This is a genomic window from Prochlorococcus marinus subsp. pastoris str. CCMP1986 (assembly GCF_000011465.1).
Taxonomy (GTDB): domain Bacteria; phylum Cyanobacteriota; class Cyanobacteriia; order PCC-6307; family Cyanobiaceae; genus Prochlorococcus_A; species Prochlorococcus_A pastoris.
On sequence record NC_005072.1, the window covers coordinates 654,679 to 667,673 of the forward strand.

Here is a 12,995-nt window from a genome sequence, read left to right on the forward strand (position 1 = left end):
TTTTAAATAGTCTCTTATGTAGATCAACTTTCAATCGTATATTTTATCTTGGTCTAAAATTTCTCTTTTGTATTTCTCACTAAGTTCATAATTGTATTGAAATTTCTGTATTATTTTTACGATTTCATCGATAGCTTTTTCTGTTTCTTCTTTAGGTTTCATGATTTAATAAACGGTGAAAGTAGTAAGAGTTTTATTGTAATTTTCTTACTAAATTTATAGTTTTTATTATTTGTGTTTCTTAAATTTGAATTCAAAATAAGAAAGCAATAATACAAAAAGAAAAACCAAGATTAATCCCAATCAAACCATACGTAATTTTAGTTAAAACCAAATCATAGCAAAATTGTATTTGCGGCAAGTGTTGAGGTATGTGCCTTATTTATCAGTTGAAGTTTCTATATCTTCATAAAGAGTTTTAGTTGATCTACTAAATCCATTAGCTCTTAGGTATGCCTGGGACTCTCTAAACTTTTCTGCTAGTCTTTGCGCGTATGGAGTACTTATTGAAGAATGAGTCATAATATTTACTTTGCAATTACATCCATAATGCAAATTAATTGAATAATTGAAAAATGATCAACCGTACAAAAATGACAAATTTAAGACTTTTTACTTAGTTGAAATAATTAGTGAAAATAAAGAGAGGATTGTGAAGACTGCATAATTAATTAGAATCATTTCTGAATTTAATTGAACGAATCCAAGAATAGTATCTCGATTTTCTATTTCGTTGCTCTTTAAAAATTAATCTATCTGCGGTCTGCGACGGTGATTCTCCCCTCTTAATATCGGTCGACATGGCAATACCAAATCCACTAGCCTCAATTTTAGGAGTTCCACCTTCAAGATAAAAGAGAAAGGACCAACCTTTATTCCACCCAAGATAAAAAGGATTTTGGGACATGAATTTATTTATAATTAATACACCAATAATAATTTCTAAATAAAATCTTTTAATGTATTTAGTAATACATCTAGAAATAGTTTCCAAAAAAAAAGGGAGCTAATTACTCCTTTTCTTGATCAACTTTGAATCACTTATTTATGTTGGAATTTTTACTCTCCATAAAAGGCTAATTTGTTTTAGCCAGAACAAGAAAAGGCGCCTGCAAGAATATTTTTAAAAATCGGTGCTTGACCTAATGCATATAAGAAAAAGACTGATGATGCAAAAGTAAGGACTATTTTATAAGTTTTGTTAACTTTTAAATTAGAGAACTTTGTAAGTGCTGAGTTCATTTTTTCATTATTTCTATAACCAATATAGCCCCTTAAATAAAAGATTCAGCATCAAAATTTACCAAAAATTAATTTTGTTGTTGCGGTAATTCGGTGGCATTTTTTATTTGTTCAAATTCATTTTTAGAAACGACTCTTATTTTGTAATTTGGATATCTTCTTTTCCACCAGTTATTTATTGATATTGCAATTCCATCCAAGTCTTCAGTACAGATATGTACACATATAATTTTATCTTGATCTTGCTTAAAAAATTCCCAATTCGTAGGTGAATTCATTTAATAAAGTAAATAACTAAACCTATAAAAGAACTTCCTACCAGTAGCAGGACCATTAATAAAGCTATTAGCTTTGCTAGACCCATAAAGATAAATTCGAATCTCCTGTTGATCTCTGCATCCAATGAATTTTCCAAACATTACCCACTTTTTTAAAAATAGAAGTAACTGTTGGCAAATCATCATTAGGAGTCCCTTTATATCTGAATTTTGAACCAAAAGTGAAAATGCACATTGCGACATTATCACTTAGAAATTCGAATCGGTGTATTTTTGTTATTTCTGCTTTTTCTTGTACTACATCCCCAGAGTTCATCATTTCTTCAAATCCTTTTGCACTTATTGGATTACCACTTGGTCTGATAAATAAAAAATCGGGAGTTGCATTGTTCATGAAAAAAGAACCCATCTTTTCTGGGGATGCGAGCTCATCTAACAATGAAATAATTTTTTCTTTATCAGTCATTAGAAATGTTAGTTTTATCTATATTATTTTAGACAGACTGTCAATAATCTATTTAGTTTTAATAATTGTAAATATCTATCGTCAAACAAACTAATTGTTTAAGTATTAACTTGCGGTATCTTCTTGGGCCCATTCTTTATGTTTTTGTTCTAGATCTGTAACTGAATCCCTTTGATAAGTTAACTTTAAATGATTATGAGCTAGCTGATCTTTGGCTACCTTCATATCGTTTGAAAAGAAATTCAATGGCTCTACTTTCATACCTTTTTTATTTTCCATTGTTTCTCCGATTCTTTAAATACGAATACATTTATAAAATGTTTTTATAAGAAACCCCAGAAATTTAATCTTTTATTTGGATTTGCTTTACAGATTTAGATGAAATTACTTATTTAGAGGGGTCAAGACTTGAGTTGGAATCCAACTGGGTTTATCCATAATCCATTTCTCTCTGTCTTCATATTTAACTGTCCATAAAAAAAATGAAGATATTTGCTTTAAAGATACTCCAACTATGAATCTTGTTCTTGGACTGATAGTAATAAATCCAACCATTAAAATTAATAAAATTAATCTAAAAATAGTTTTAAACATTTAAAAATATTATGGATTAAATTAGTAAATTTTTCATTTAATCCAAATACTAGCAACAGCAGTATTCATATTTATACCATTTTTTTTAAAGATATAAAAATGTTTTTTTATTATTTAGCCTCCATTAAAAAAGAAAAAAAAGATTGACTACTGACTTTAGTAATCAACCTCTTAACTTAGTTATGTGTAATAGTAAACAATTGGCTGCTTAAACCAATCTAATGAACTTCTCTGGTGGACTATCAATCATTTCTAATCCCTCCGTTTGAATAATTCAAAGTTAGTATGAATAAATTTTTTTGTATATGCGCAAATATGCTGATTTATTTAAAACTTAGTATGAACAAACTTTTTATTTTTTCTTCTAAAGTTTTTAACAGATAACGTTTAATAATTATTTTAGGTATTCTTACGCTTGATTTTTACAAGTAGTACGTACTAGATAACACTCAAATCAAAGGAGGTTATCAAATGACCAACTTGGGATTAGAGCTACTCATATTGACTGTATTACTTATTTATTTTGGAGTTTTTATGACTCAAAATATTTATGAACAATATGAAAAAGCCTATTTACGCAAAACTATTTTTTGCAGCAAATCAAAAAGTGACCCCTATTGCATTGCTGAATAACTAGGGTTTAAAACATTTCTTAAAAAGGAGGTTAATCATGTATTGCGGGAATTCATATAAACATATGCTCAAAAATGCAGTCAATTCTTTTCTAAATATTTTTACTGCTCTTGAGTCAAACTCAAGAGCTTTATCTGATGACCAAATGGAATGCATGCAATTTGGGATTTGTTCTTTTGTTCCAAAGACATCAGAAGAAATTTCCTATTTTCATTACTAATTAGGAGAAAAACATGAAGATTCAAACGCCTTTCACAGTTCTACCAAAGTACTTTAATTACTTCCACAACTACTCTAATAAGGCTAACGAAGAATTAGTTTTATATACTTATATTCCTGAGTACCTAAAAAAAATACTGAAAAAAATTAAGAAGCTTTAATTAAAAGTTATTGAGATAAGGAATGTTCAAATCATCCTACTAATCAGTATTGTTTAGTCTATTGTGATTAACCTTTTTAATTCTTTTTATCCCAACTTGTTTATTGATTACAAGTGAATTATTCTAAATTTTTTAGTCTGTTATGAAGAACTTGCTAAAGGATTTGAATGAATTAAGTTTTTAATTATTTATACACAATTTAGGTAAATTATAAAATGTTAATCATATCAATTTTGAATCACTATTTTAAATTTCTATTATTGGAATTAAAATTAAAAAATTAATTTTTAGTGTTTGAAGAATATATTAAGATACTTAATAAGTTTTATGCTTTATTTAAACAATATTTGAAATCTTAACTATTTAAATAAAACCTGGAATTATCCATCCAAAAAAACCATAATTTACAACTAAGGCCAATAAACCAACCATGGCTAACCTCCCATTTGTTATTTCGGCATTTTTCCAAAAGCTTTTTTTTCTGTTATTCATTTTGGGGGACTTTTGGGAATCAAATAAATTAGGGTCTAAAGGCTCCTGTAATCTCTTTATGGTGTAAAGGGTAAATTGCAATGTTATAGCTATAACGACAATTATAAAACCAGTAAGTGGACTCATTAGATTAAACGAATCCAGGAATAATTTGACCAGTTGTTAAATAAGCTCCAACCGCCGCAATGAACCCAATCATTGCAAATCTCCCATTAAGTTTTTCAGCAACAATTTTTTCTTTTTCAACAGATTTGATTTTTGCCATTATTAAGTTATTAATTATTAATAAATGTAACACAAAATTTACGTATTGTAATAAAAAAGGTGAAATATAGCTTTTTCTGGATATTTAATTACATTTTTGTTACATAAGTGTGGAAAAATTTATTAGATTTATAAATTTAAAAAATTTTTTCTCTAAACTATTTTATTTATTAGTTATTTTTGTTTACTTGAGGTAGGTAAAACTTGTTTCCAAGAGTGTAGCCAATTGACATTAATACTAAACCTATCAATTGAGGTAAATGTGCATTTGCTAAAGAAATTTTATCCATTATTTAAGGTAGTTTAAAAACTATAATAGTTAATAATTATTTATTCTGTAGTCTTTTATTAAATTTATGAAAATTAGAAATTTTAATAATCGATTTCACCAGATTCTTTTAATGAATTAACAATTCTCTCATTTTCAGTTTTTAAATTTTCTAATGCTGATTTAGTAAATTGTTCTTTAGCTTCAAATTTTGCTGAGCGGATTATTTTTTTATTAGGCCATTTCTTATTTTGCTCTTGCTTCATTTTAAATTTGTTTCTTAGTGGATATTAAAAGAAAGAGTTTTTTATAAAAGTATAGATTTTTACAAAATGTTAGTTAATAATAATTATTCATAAACTTTTCTTTAATTATTTAACTAACGATTTAAGTAAAAAATTTTAAGTTGAAAATATCATTAAAATTTATCCAACAGTCTTTTGATATAATTTAAATTGCTCAATCTTTTGGAAGCCTCAACCAACCGCTAGTCCATTTTGATTTTAGAGTTAACCAAGAAATCCTTTTAATATCTTTTTTGTTTTTTGTTGGGAATAGATCTACCCATCTTTTGTCATTTTTACCTCCATAGGCCTTTACTTGATAATGACGATTTCCTTCGATTGTTTTTGGTGCTGTCCAGCAATTTGTGGGAGGCCATTTCATATATTAATTTTCTAAAAAAAAAGAATTTTATAACGTGCTATTGCCTGTTAAAACTAAACCATAGTATGCAATAGTTCCAAGAATTAAAACTATACCCAATACTCGAATAATCATTTTTAATAATATTTAATTTTGAATAATATTAAAAATAAATCAATGAGTAAAATAATTGTATTATTTTTTAATCTTATGAATTGTTAAAAATTTATTTTCTCATTCCTCATTCTTTTTTTTTTTGATTCCTAGCCAATGAGTGACATGATTCTGGATGCCACTCATGTTGGATTCTTGCAATGAAATCATAAATAAAAGAATCAGGACATTCCGTTATTTCTTGAAGCTCAGAAAGTTCCCCTTTAATAAATTCATAAACACTTGAAACTATTCCAATATTTTGTTCATAAGTAGGTTCCCAAGTTTCAGATTCCTTTTTCATGTATTTGTTTTTTCTCTTTTCTTATCTTCTATAATATCGTAATAAATGATATCTCCATAATCAGCATCTGAACAACATATATCTCCATATATTTTATCTAATAAATCATAAGCATCTGCAAAGTTTGAAAAAGTTTGCGATGTGACATCATCTTCTTTTCCATCAATTCTTATAATTTTATAATTCATGAAAAAATTCTCTTAAACTAAACTAAATTTACTATGAAGCTTAAATTTTTATTTAAGAGATTTAGGGTATAGCTTCTCAATCTTGTCTTTTTGTTTTTGTAATTTCTTTTTCTTATAATTTTCTGACAAAGTTCTTCGAATTAGTAATTGTGGGATTAGCCATATCAATGCTATTGCGAAAGCCATAAAAACAGGATTTCTCCAAGTAAGTCTAATTAATTCTTGAGTAAATTCTTGATTTAAGATCTCCATGAATTAATCTTCTGAAAGTAATTCATTGTTGGGAAATTTATCTTTAATTTTTAAAAGATATTCTTGTAAGTTTTCTTTGTTATCGGAACACATTTTTTCTAATGACCTTTCCATAAATTTGTTTAAACCTTTACCCTCCAATCCTAAAGACTTTGTTCCGGATGCATACATCATTACTAATAATACCTTTGCTTCGTTCTCAGTCATCCAAGCATGCGATGCTATTAATCTATAAATTCTGTCTAATGGACTTTTACTTTCTGACATTTTCAAATTATAACTAAAATCCTTTCCATTACACCAAATGAATTCGGAATTAAATTTTTTTTTAGGGCTTCAGAAATTATAATATTTGAAATTATCTAAAAATATGTCTACTTACCTCATAACTGGTTCAAATAGAGGAATTGGATTGGAATTATGTAAACAAATAATTGAGAGAGGAGATGAGGTAATAGCTACCTGTAGAGAGGCTTCTTCAGATTTAAAAAACTTGGGTGTAAGAATTGAAGAAGATATTGATATTTCTTCAGAGGATTCAATCAATAATTTAAGGCAATCACTATCAGGGGTTGAATTAGATTGTTTAATTCATAATGCAGGTATTTATGAATTTAATTCGATTGATAATTTTGATCATGAAAGTATTATTCGTCAATTTGTAGTAAATGCTTTAAGTCCTCTTTCTATGACTAGATCACTGAAAGGTCTTTTTAAAAAATATTCAAAGATTGGTTTTATCACGAGCAGAATGGGATCCATTGGTGATAATTCATCCGGGAGCTCCTATGGTTATAGGATGTCTAAAGTAGCTTTATCCATGGCAGCGAAATCACTTTCAAGAGATTTGTTAAAAGAAGAAATTTATGTTGCTATTTTGCATCCAGGCTTAGTAAGTACTCGTATGACTGGATTTACAAAAAATGGTATATCTACAGAAGAATCCGCAAATGGACTCTTAAAACGTATCGACTCTCTTAATAAAAATAATACTGGGACATTTTGGCATACTAATGGAGAGATTTTGCCTTGGTAGATTTAATTTATTTTCTTGAACTCTGGCTTATAAAAAATGATTTGTTAAAAAAGCTTTAAATTTTAATATATTTAGTTTCTTTATTAAATCATGTTGGTTATGTTAGAGAAAATATTAGTAAAGGAGGTGATTCATTGTCGTATCTACCGAAAATTACGGTTACAGAAGAGACCGTGAAATCAGTATCTACAACCTGTTCATTGGTCTCTTATTCTTTAATAAAGAAGAAAGGTTTTATTATTAATAGATTTATATAAAAACAACCAAAATTAATATTAAAAGCTCTGTTTCTCTTGAAGTGACAGGGCTTTTTTATTTGCTTAGTAAATTAAAAAGTTTATTTATTAATTCCTTTCTTTTTAAGATTGTTTTTTCTCCATACTGTTTATCCTCCTCCCTTAGAATTGACTGACCCTTTGGACCTAATCCTTTGGTTATAAATAATTTATTCTCATTTATCCATCTTTCGGTCATTTCCTTTTTTAACTCGACATGGAATTGTAAACCGTAAGCTAAATCCCCAATCTTAAAAAATTGCTCTTTACAACGGATACTACTGGCTATGAGTTCGGCATTTTTTGGTAATAAAATTCTATCGCCATGCCAATGGAGGACATGAAAAGGAGTTTCACAAAATTTCTTAAAGTCATTATTTGATTGATTAAAAAAAACTTGAGACCATCCAATTTCTGGTAAAGGTTTAGGAGGAGATCCTTGTTTTAAAATTTCGACATCTCCTGCTGCTGCGTTTGCTAATAACTGAGCTCCTAAGCAAACTCCGATAATTCTTGTCTTTTTTTTTAATTCTGAATTTATAAAATCGCTTTCTTTTTTTAGCCATGGATATTTTGTGCTCCCAATATCTTTGACTCCCATTGGTCCACCCATTATTAAAAGTAAATCGTCTTTATTAGTTTTAGGTAGGTCATCACCTTGGTCCAGACGGATGATTTCTATATTCATCTCCCTCTCCTTAGCTATCTGATAAAAAAGCCCTGGTCCTTCGATTTCTAAATGTTGTAAAACTAATAACCTTTTCATTTGTAATTTTTAATCAGAAGTCAATTAACAAATTTTATTTATGACATAATTAAAAAATTAATTAATGATGTTTATTTTGTTTTACCAAAATATATCAAAGCTAAAAAAGAAATTGTACTTACGATTGCTATTAAATACCAACCTGACGATGAGTTGCTAGAAATTTCTGACATTTATTATGGGGATTTTTCTGAAGACTTAACTATTTGGGAAAAAATTAGTAATGAGGCTAATAAAAATATCAAAAGTATATATGTGATGTTCATTTATAGAAATATACTTACGATGAGAAAAATAATTCCAATAACTACAGCAACGATAGCCCCGTCAACTAATAAGTCTTTCCATGTGTAACTATTTAGCATTTTTATTTTATCCTCCTCACTCATTAAATTCTTAAGCCACGTCCAGTCTAAAATTTGCGTTAAGGCTATAGCAAATACCAAATGACCAACCAAAATACCAATTAGGTCAATACGAGATATTTCTTTAGTAAAACTTGTGATACTAAAAATTTCCACTATTTTTTATTTTTATTAGAAAGAGCGCCACCTTCCTTTTTATACTTGTCCCAGGCTTCACTTATTTTTGCTTTTGAAAAACTTTCTTTACTTTCTTTCAATTTGTTTTTTAGCCCATTAAAACTATTCGAAAGCTCTTTTTTTGTTGGCTCATCAAGAAATTTTGAAGTGAGTTTCCAGAGATACCAGCTACTAGCGGCGAGTAAAATTAAACCTAATAATTGCATATGATTAGTTTTTTATCATCCTACAACTATTTAAATGGAAACGATATTCTCAGACTGAAAAAAATTAGAATTTATATCTCAAATGATTAAAATTTTTCTTTAAAACTTTAACCAGTGAAAAAATATTCTTTCTAACAACCATATGGTTAATCCACCTTCAATAAAAGCTAGCCAATACATTCCATAATCTGAAAACCCCATCTGCTCTTTAACCGTACTTATTATCTTTTTATGAGCTTGAATGAGATCTTTCATTTTTAATTAAATATTGAAAGAGTTAAAATCTTTGGATCTCTTCCATCAAAAAACCTTTTCCGTAACAGCAAAGACAAGTTCTGGCTTCGTCTAATGAGATTCTTAAGTAACCTACACCATTGCATTTGATGCAATTAGTCTTGGTTTTAGAATAGATCTTGGAGTTGAGTTTAGCAGCTCTATTCAAAAAAGAAACAGTTTCTTTGCGGCCATTGGCTTTATCTGCTTTGTTTAAAAGCTTTTTGTAATTTACTTTTAATTCTTTTATGGTCATGGGTTCAAACGTGGAATGATTGTACTAAAGATTGATTGGGTAGAAAATATTAAGTATTTTCTAGAAAAATTCAAAATGAATATATATTTAATCTCAACATGAGATTTATTTAATATAACTACTTTTAATTACTATCGTAAGTGTTAAACCTTGATATTATTGGATTTAACAGAAAATTTATATTTTCAATTTTCAAGTTTCTTAGATATCCGTAAAATAAAATTAATATTGTTTGAATTTGCGTAAAGTTATTTTTGGACTCTATCTAATAAAAGATTACTAATGGAATATTGTAATTTTAAAAATAATTAAATTATCAAGCAGCTCTATAAGAACCGCTTGGTCTTTTAAGACTCTTTAATAAACGATCGTTTTCTTCAGTAAGAATATCAAGATTAGATTTTTTAAAATCTTTTTGCATATCAGATGATTGTTTCTTAATTGTTTTTTCAATCATTGAATTCTAAGATCTAGGAAAACCAACTTTGATCTTATCGTTCCTAAAAGAATTCCGCGTGACATTTTTTACAAAAAAGCTTATATTTTATTTCGCACATAGAAAAGTGAATTAAATCTACAACTTGTGGAAAAACCTGTTGAAAAATGGTTAAAAAGTGGATAACTCATGGGGATCATGATAAAAACAGGGTTTTTTGGCTTATTTTCTGAGTATTAATACTGCATCAATAAATTATTAAATGTAGTTTAATAATCAATAAAACTTACTGAAACAACAATGGGATCATTCCTTTTCTAAAAAAAGATATTTTTATAAATAAAATTTTTTTCTAGTAAATCAAATACATATTTTTATTTGCAACATGTTTCAAAATGAAAATTTTATTAAAGGAAAATTTTACACCTAATAATATTTTTCAAATACTTTTTGTAAATTTGAAAAAAAAATATGTTAATTCGGTTTTCTCTCTGGTTTAATTTTTCACATTCAAAATCAATCTAATAGATTAGGTCATATTCAAAAATTAAAAATGACAGAAGAAAAAACAGATTCTAAGAAATGTGGTGGAAAGAAAAAAATCATGTTTGCTTATGGTTTTATTCAACTTAGTTCTAGTTTCGTATCTGCAATAGCTTTAGCGGCAATTGCTTTTGGATTTTGCTCTATAAAAAAGGAATCTAAAGTATTTAATAATTGCGTAACTGAAATTGTAGAAAATGGTAGTACTAATGCAGAGGCAGTTAGATACTGCAACGGTGGCAATTAAATTAGTTTAATTAAATGAACTCTACTCATGGTTTTCTACTTGATTCTTTAAAAGAGGAACCAATTGGTGAGACAGTTAATTTTGTTTGGTACATAACTGATATCGGTATTGCTGCTCTTTTCAAGGGAAATGAAATTCTTAAGACTTATAACGTAAATGTTGAAATAGAGGCAAAAGATATAAGCCTTGATATCAGTAAGGAAGAGAAAGAATATTGTGAAATTGAAGATAAAAAACTTTTTATCTTTTATTCCTGAAGTAATTAGTTATGTCAATAGGATGGTTCTAAATTATAAGCTGACTCTTTGACACTCTTTTCACTAATTATCTCAAATGTAAGTTCTTCATTTAAGGCATTAATATAGGAAGTATAGAGTTTGCCCCAAACAAATTCAAACTCATCCTTACTAAGGTTTTTAAAAAGAATTTCTCCTTTAAAATAAATGTGATAAGAATCAAACATCTTGAAAAATTTTTTCTAACCTTTTTTAACGCAGTTAGATATGTCTGACGTATTGATGGCTACTAAAAGAAAATTTAGAAAAAACTTCTTTATTTTTTTTAATCCATGCGGGTATTCATTTTTTCCTTCTTAAATAAAGACACAGTTTCATCAAGATCTAAACAAGGTTGAATATTAATATCCATAAGTCTTCTCCATGGATGCCATTGTTTCCAAATTGTTTCTAAAGAATCTGCACTAACAACGGAATGACCAATGCCATTTTGGATCATAAAAATCCATGAATGAACTTCGTAGTTCTCAGGTCTATTTTGAGGACCTCCCGATTCATACCAATTAATAAGCATTTCCCCTCCTTCTTCTTGATCTTCACCGTCTGCAAATTCATAAGAAATTAAATATCTTTGCATGTAATTTAAAATTTTTAATATTTAAGCTTGATAATACAGTATTGCCTTTCAATTACTTGATTGCTAAAAATCTAAAAGAATCCAGTCTTATTGATGATCCTAAGAATTGAAAAAATCAAAAAGAATATTTTAAGTAATTTTTTGTTTATAAATAAAACCATTTTTGAGTATTTTCAAAAACATGATCTTTTTGTCTGATTTGAAGCATGTAAAATTTTGACTTAAATTTTTTCTTACTAAGATCTATAATATTAAGTGAATTTATATAGTTGATAAGAAGTTCATGAATAGAAAGTCAAATAATTCTAATCCAACTGGAAATCTAGATTATGACAAGATTCTTGAGGAGGAAATAATTAATTCTTATGAAAATAAGTTTGAAGCTAATTCTAATATCAATAATAAAAACAAAAGATTTTACAGACTTAAAAGAACGCCTCTTGAAGTAATAAATAGATTATTTTTCTTTTTCTTTGTTGGAAGTTTTATATTCTCATTCTTTTTAGCTTATTCAGAAAATAAAGTCTGGTTCATTATTTATTTAATTAGTGCATTCTCATGTATTTTTTATACTCCAAATAGAAAAGCCCTTAAGGAATTAATAGCAGCCTGGCCTAACATTGAAGATCTTATTAAAGGAAGAAGCTTGTGGAGGAAGGATAATAAATAATGAATCCAATTATTTTTTTTAAAAAGTGGTTATTAAATATTCTTGTTCCTTATATTGAGGGATCTAAAAAGAAAAAGGAGAAAAAATAATAATGAATGCGGTTGGATTAGGAATAACAATTGAACTTTTTTTGTTAATTGGAGTAATGTTTTGGATAAAAAAATTGAAAAGTAATCAGAATAGACAACCCGCCTTATCAAAAAAAATTATAAAAAACCTAAAGTTTTAAAAATTTTAAATAAAAATTTGTTTCAGAAAGATCAATTGGTTCAAGAAAATTAGTTTTCTTTTAGCTCTCACTTTGCATGAAAAATCAGTTAGAACATTGGAATAGTTTTTAATAAGATGACTTTTACAGCACAAGGCCTTGCTCCAGTAACAAACCCATTAAATAGTGTTTTAGTTGAAAAGAAGCTAATAAATTTTGATCAAAAATTTATTCAACTCGTTTCTTTAGCTGAGGGTTTACCTAGAACTGAAGTCCTAGAAAGTGGTAAAAATTACTGGAGAGGTGTTTGCAGAAGTGCAATATTCAGATTTCCAGACGATCTTGAGATTTTAAAACTCGATGCAAGGAGTTATGTTGATAGGTCCAAAGGGATAATTCAAATAAGATCAGCGGCAAGATTAGGTCAATCAGACTTAGGTGTTAATTTAAGAAGAGTAGAATATTTATTTAATCAATTAGAGAAATTTTAATTAGGTAATTAGTC

The 12,995-nt window shown here is 27.7% G+C and carries 28 protein-coding genes; 6 read left to right on the forward strand and 22 right to left on the reverse strand.

Going from position 1 to position 12,995, the window contains the following annotated elements:
- Window positions 1-378: 378 nt before the first annotated feature.
- The 7 genes from TX50_RS09425 to TX50_RS03660 all read right to left on the reverse strand — a co-directional run bounded on the left by TX50_RS09425 (window position 379) and on the right by TX50_RS03660 (window position 2,580).
- Complete coding sequence (locus tag TX50_RS09425) at window positions 379-522, reverse strand: hypothetical protein (RefSeq protein WP_157859387.1); 144 nt, start codon at window positions 520-522, stop codon at window positions 379-381.
- Between the two features lie 145 nt (window positions 523-667).
- Window positions 668-994 carry a hypothetical protein gene (locus TX50_RS03645; RefSeq protein WP_011132321.1) on the reverse strand — a complete coding sequence of 109 codons (327 nt, stop codon included), beginning with the start codon at window positions 992-994 and terminating at the stop codon, window positions 668-670.
- A gap of 92 nt (window positions 995-1,086) precedes the next feature.
- Window positions 1,087-1,242, reverse strand: a complete 156-nt coding sequence (locus tag TX50_RS09610) for a hypothetical protein (RefSeq protein WP_173027968.1) — start codon at window positions 1,240-1,242, stop codon at window positions 1,087-1,089.
- Between the two features lie 68 nt (window positions 1,243-1,310).
- Window positions 1,311-1,520, reverse strand: coding sequence for a hypothetical protein (locus tag TX50_RS03650; RefSeq protein ID WP_036930837.1), 210 nt, complete (start codon window positions 1,518-1,520; stop codon window positions 1,311-1,313).
- 76 nt (window positions 1,521-1,596) lie between these two features.
- On the reverse strand, window positions 1,597-1,986 hold the full coding sequence (locus TX50_RS03655; protein WP_036930835.1) for a DUF3804 family protein: 390 nt from the start codon (window positions 1,984-1,986) through the stop codon (window positions 1,597-1,599).
- Between the two features lie 105 nt (window positions 1,987-2,091).
- Window positions 2,092-2,265, reverse strand: a complete 174-nt coding sequence (locus tag TX50_RS09615) for a hypothetical protein (protein WP_173027970.1) — start codon at window positions 2,263-2,265, stop codon at window positions 2,092-2,094.
- A gap of 105 nt (window positions 2,266-2,370) precedes the next feature.
- Window positions 2,371-2,580 carry a hypothetical protein gene (locus TX50_RS03660; RefSeq protein ID WP_036930833.1) on the reverse strand — a complete coding sequence of 70 codons (210 nt, stop codon included), beginning with the start codon at window positions 2,578-2,580 and terminating at the stop codon, window positions 2,371-2,373.
- A 670-nt stretch (window positions 2,581-3,250) separates the two neighbouring features.
- Between TX50_RS03660 and TX50_RS03665 the strand changes: the two genes are divergently transcribed.
- The gene (locus TX50_RS03665; RefSeq protein WP_036930830.1) at window positions 3,251-3,433 is read left to right on the forward strand and encodes a hypothetical protein; all 183 of its coding nucleotides are present in this window, start codon (window positions 3,251-3,253) and stop codon (window positions 3,431-3,433) included.
- 523 nt (window positions 3,434-3,956) lie between these two features.
- On the opposite strand, the gene TX50_RS09275 is transcribed toward TX50_RS03665, so the two are convergent.
- From TX50_RS09275 to TX50_RS03700, 8 genes are all read right to left on the reverse strand, one after another.
- The gene (locus TX50_RS09275; protein WP_011132323.1) at window positions 3,957-4,211 is read right to left on the reverse strand and encodes a chlorophyll a/b-binding protein; all 255 of its coding nucleotides are present in this window, start codon (window positions 4,209-4,211) and stop codon (window positions 3,957-3,959) included.
- 4 nt (window positions 4,212-4,215) lie between these two features.
- Window positions 4,216-4,350: a high light inducible protein gene (locus TX50_RS03675; protein WP_011132324.1), complete on the reverse strand. Its 135-nt coding sequence runs from the start codon at window positions 4,348-4,350 to the stop codon at window positions 4,216-4,218.
- A 371-nt stretch (window positions 4,351-4,721) separates the two neighbouring features.
- On the reverse strand, window positions 4,722-4,883 hold the full coding sequence (locus TX50_RS09620; RefSeq protein ID WP_173027972.1) for a hypothetical protein: 162 nt from the start codon (window positions 4,881-4,883) through the stop codon (window positions 4,722-4,724).
- Between the two features lie 193 nt (window positions 4,884-5,076).
- Complete coding sequence (locus TX50_RS03680; RefSeq protein WP_011132325.1) at window positions 5,077-5,283, reverse strand: TIGR02450 family Trp-rich protein; 207 nt, start codon at window positions 5,281-5,283, stop codon at window positions 5,077-5,079.
- A 220-nt stretch (window positions 5,284-5,503) separates the two neighbouring features.
- Window positions 5,504-5,719 (reverse strand): hypothetical protein, encoded by a 216-nt coding sequence (locus tag TX50_RS03685; RefSeq protein WP_011132326.1) that lies wholly within the window; start codon window positions 5,717-5,719, stop codon window positions 5,504-5,506.
- Entirely contained in the window at window positions 5,716-5,907 is a 192-nt protein-coding gene (locus TX50_RS03690; RefSeq protein ID WP_036930825.1) for a hypothetical protein, read from the reverse strand. The genes TX50_RS03685 and TX50_RS03690 overlap by 4 nt, the downstream gene beginning before the upstream one ends.
- 48 nt (window positions 5,908-5,955) lie before the next feature.
- Window positions 5,956-6,159, reverse strand: coding sequence for a hypothetical protein (locus TX50_RS03695; RefSeq protein WP_036930822.1), 204 nt, complete (start codon window positions 6,157-6,159; stop codon window positions 5,956-5,958).
- Between the two features lie 3 nt (window positions 6,160-6,162).
- On the reverse strand, window positions 6,163-6,426 hold the full coding sequence (locus tag TX50_RS03700; RefSeq protein ID WP_011132327.1) for a hypothetical protein: 264 nt from the start codon (window positions 6,424-6,426) through the stop codon (window positions 6,163-6,165).
- Window positions 6,427-6,529: 103 nt separating this feature from the next.
- Between TX50_RS03700 and TX50_RS03705 the strand changes: the two genes are divergently transcribed.
- The gene (locus TX50_RS03705; RefSeq protein WP_011132328.1) at window positions 6,530-7,195 is read left to right on the forward strand and encodes an SDR family oxidoreductase; all 666 of its coding nucleotides are present in this window, start codon (window positions 6,530-6,532) and stop codon (window positions 7,193-7,195) included.
- A 312-nt stretch (window positions 7,196-7,507) separates the two neighbouring features.
- Here the strand turns inward: TX50_RS03705 and TX50_RS03710 are convergent, their stop codons facing one another.
- From TX50_RS03710 to TX50_RS09430, 6 genes are all read right to left on the reverse strand, one after another.
- Window positions 7,508-8,236, reverse strand: coding sequence for a type 1 glutamine amidotransferase (locus TX50_RS03710; RefSeq protein WP_011132329.1), 729 nt, complete (start codon window positions 8,234-8,236; stop codon window positions 7,508-7,510).
- A 266-nt stretch (window positions 8,237-8,502) separates the two neighbouring features.
- Window positions 8,503-8,757 carry a hypothetical protein gene (locus tag TX50_RS03715; protein ID WP_011132330.1) on the reverse strand — a complete coding sequence of 85 codons (255 nt, stop codon included), beginning with the start codon at window positions 8,755-8,757 and terminating at the stop codon, window positions 8,503-8,505.
- Complete coding sequence (locus TX50_RS03720) at window positions 8,757-8,984, reverse strand: hypothetical protein (RefSeq protein WP_011132331.1); 228 nt, start codon at window positions 8,982-8,984, stop codon at window positions 8,757-8,759. The genes TX50_RS03715 and TX50_RS03720 overlap by 1 nt, the downstream gene beginning before the upstream one ends.
- 99 nt (window positions 8,985-9,083) lie before the next feature.
- Entirely contained in the window at window positions 9,084-9,239 is a 156-nt protein-coding gene (locus TX50_RS09625; protein WP_173027974.1) for a hypothetical protein, read from the reverse strand.
- Between the two features lie 22 nt (window positions 9,240-9,261).
- A complete protein-coding gene (locus tag TX50_RS03725) occupies window positions 9,262-9,513 on the reverse strand; it encodes a hypothetical protein (protein ID WP_011132332.1) in 252 nt (83 codons plus the stop codon).
- A 316-nt stretch (window positions 9,514-9,829) separates the two neighbouring features.
- Window positions 9,830-9,970, reverse strand: coding sequence for a hypothetical protein (locus TX50_RS09430; RefSeq protein WP_157859388.1), 141 nt, complete (start codon window positions 9,968-9,970; stop codon window positions 9,830-9,832).
- A gap of 532 nt (window positions 9,971-10,502) precedes the next feature.
- Between TX50_RS09430 and TX50_RS03730 the strand changes: the two genes are divergently transcribed.
- Window positions 10,503-10,739, forward strand: coding sequence for a hypothetical protein (locus tag TX50_RS03730; protein WP_011132333.1), 237 nt, complete (start codon window positions 10,503-10,505; stop codon window positions 10,737-10,739).
- A 14-nt stretch (window positions 10,740-10,753) separates the two neighbouring features.
- Entirely contained in the window at window positions 10,754-10,996 is a 243-nt protein-coding gene (locus tag TX50_RS03735; RefSeq protein WP_011132334.1) for a hypothetical protein, read from the forward strand.
- A gap of 304 nt (window positions 10,997-11,300) precedes the next feature.
- On the opposite strand, the gene TX50_RS03745 is transcribed toward TX50_RS03735, so the two are convergent.
- Window positions 11,301-11,612 (reverse strand): DUF3303 domain-containing protein, encoded by a 312-nt coding sequence (locus TX50_RS03745; protein ID WP_011132335.1) that lies wholly within the window; start codon window positions 11,610-11,612, stop codon window positions 11,301-11,303.
- 283 nt (window positions 11,613-11,895) lie between these two features.
- Here TX50_RS03745 and TX50_RS03750 point away from each other — a divergent pair, with 283 nt between their 5' ends.
- Both TX50_RS03750 and TX50_RS03755 read left to right on the forward strand, forming a co-directional pair.
- Window positions 11,896-12,282 (forward strand): hypothetical protein, encoded by a 387-nt coding sequence (locus TX50_RS03750; protein WP_011132336.1) that lies wholly within the window; start codon window positions 11,896-11,898, stop codon window positions 12,280-12,282.
- A gap of 345 nt (window positions 12,283-12,627) precedes the next feature.
- Window positions 12,628-12,981, forward strand: coding sequence for a DUF1499 domain-containing protein (locus TX50_RS03755; RefSeq protein WP_011132337.1), 354 nt, complete (start codon window positions 12,628-12,630; stop codon window positions 12,979-12,981).
- The last annotated feature ends 14 nt before the right edge of the window (window positions 12,982-12,995 follow it).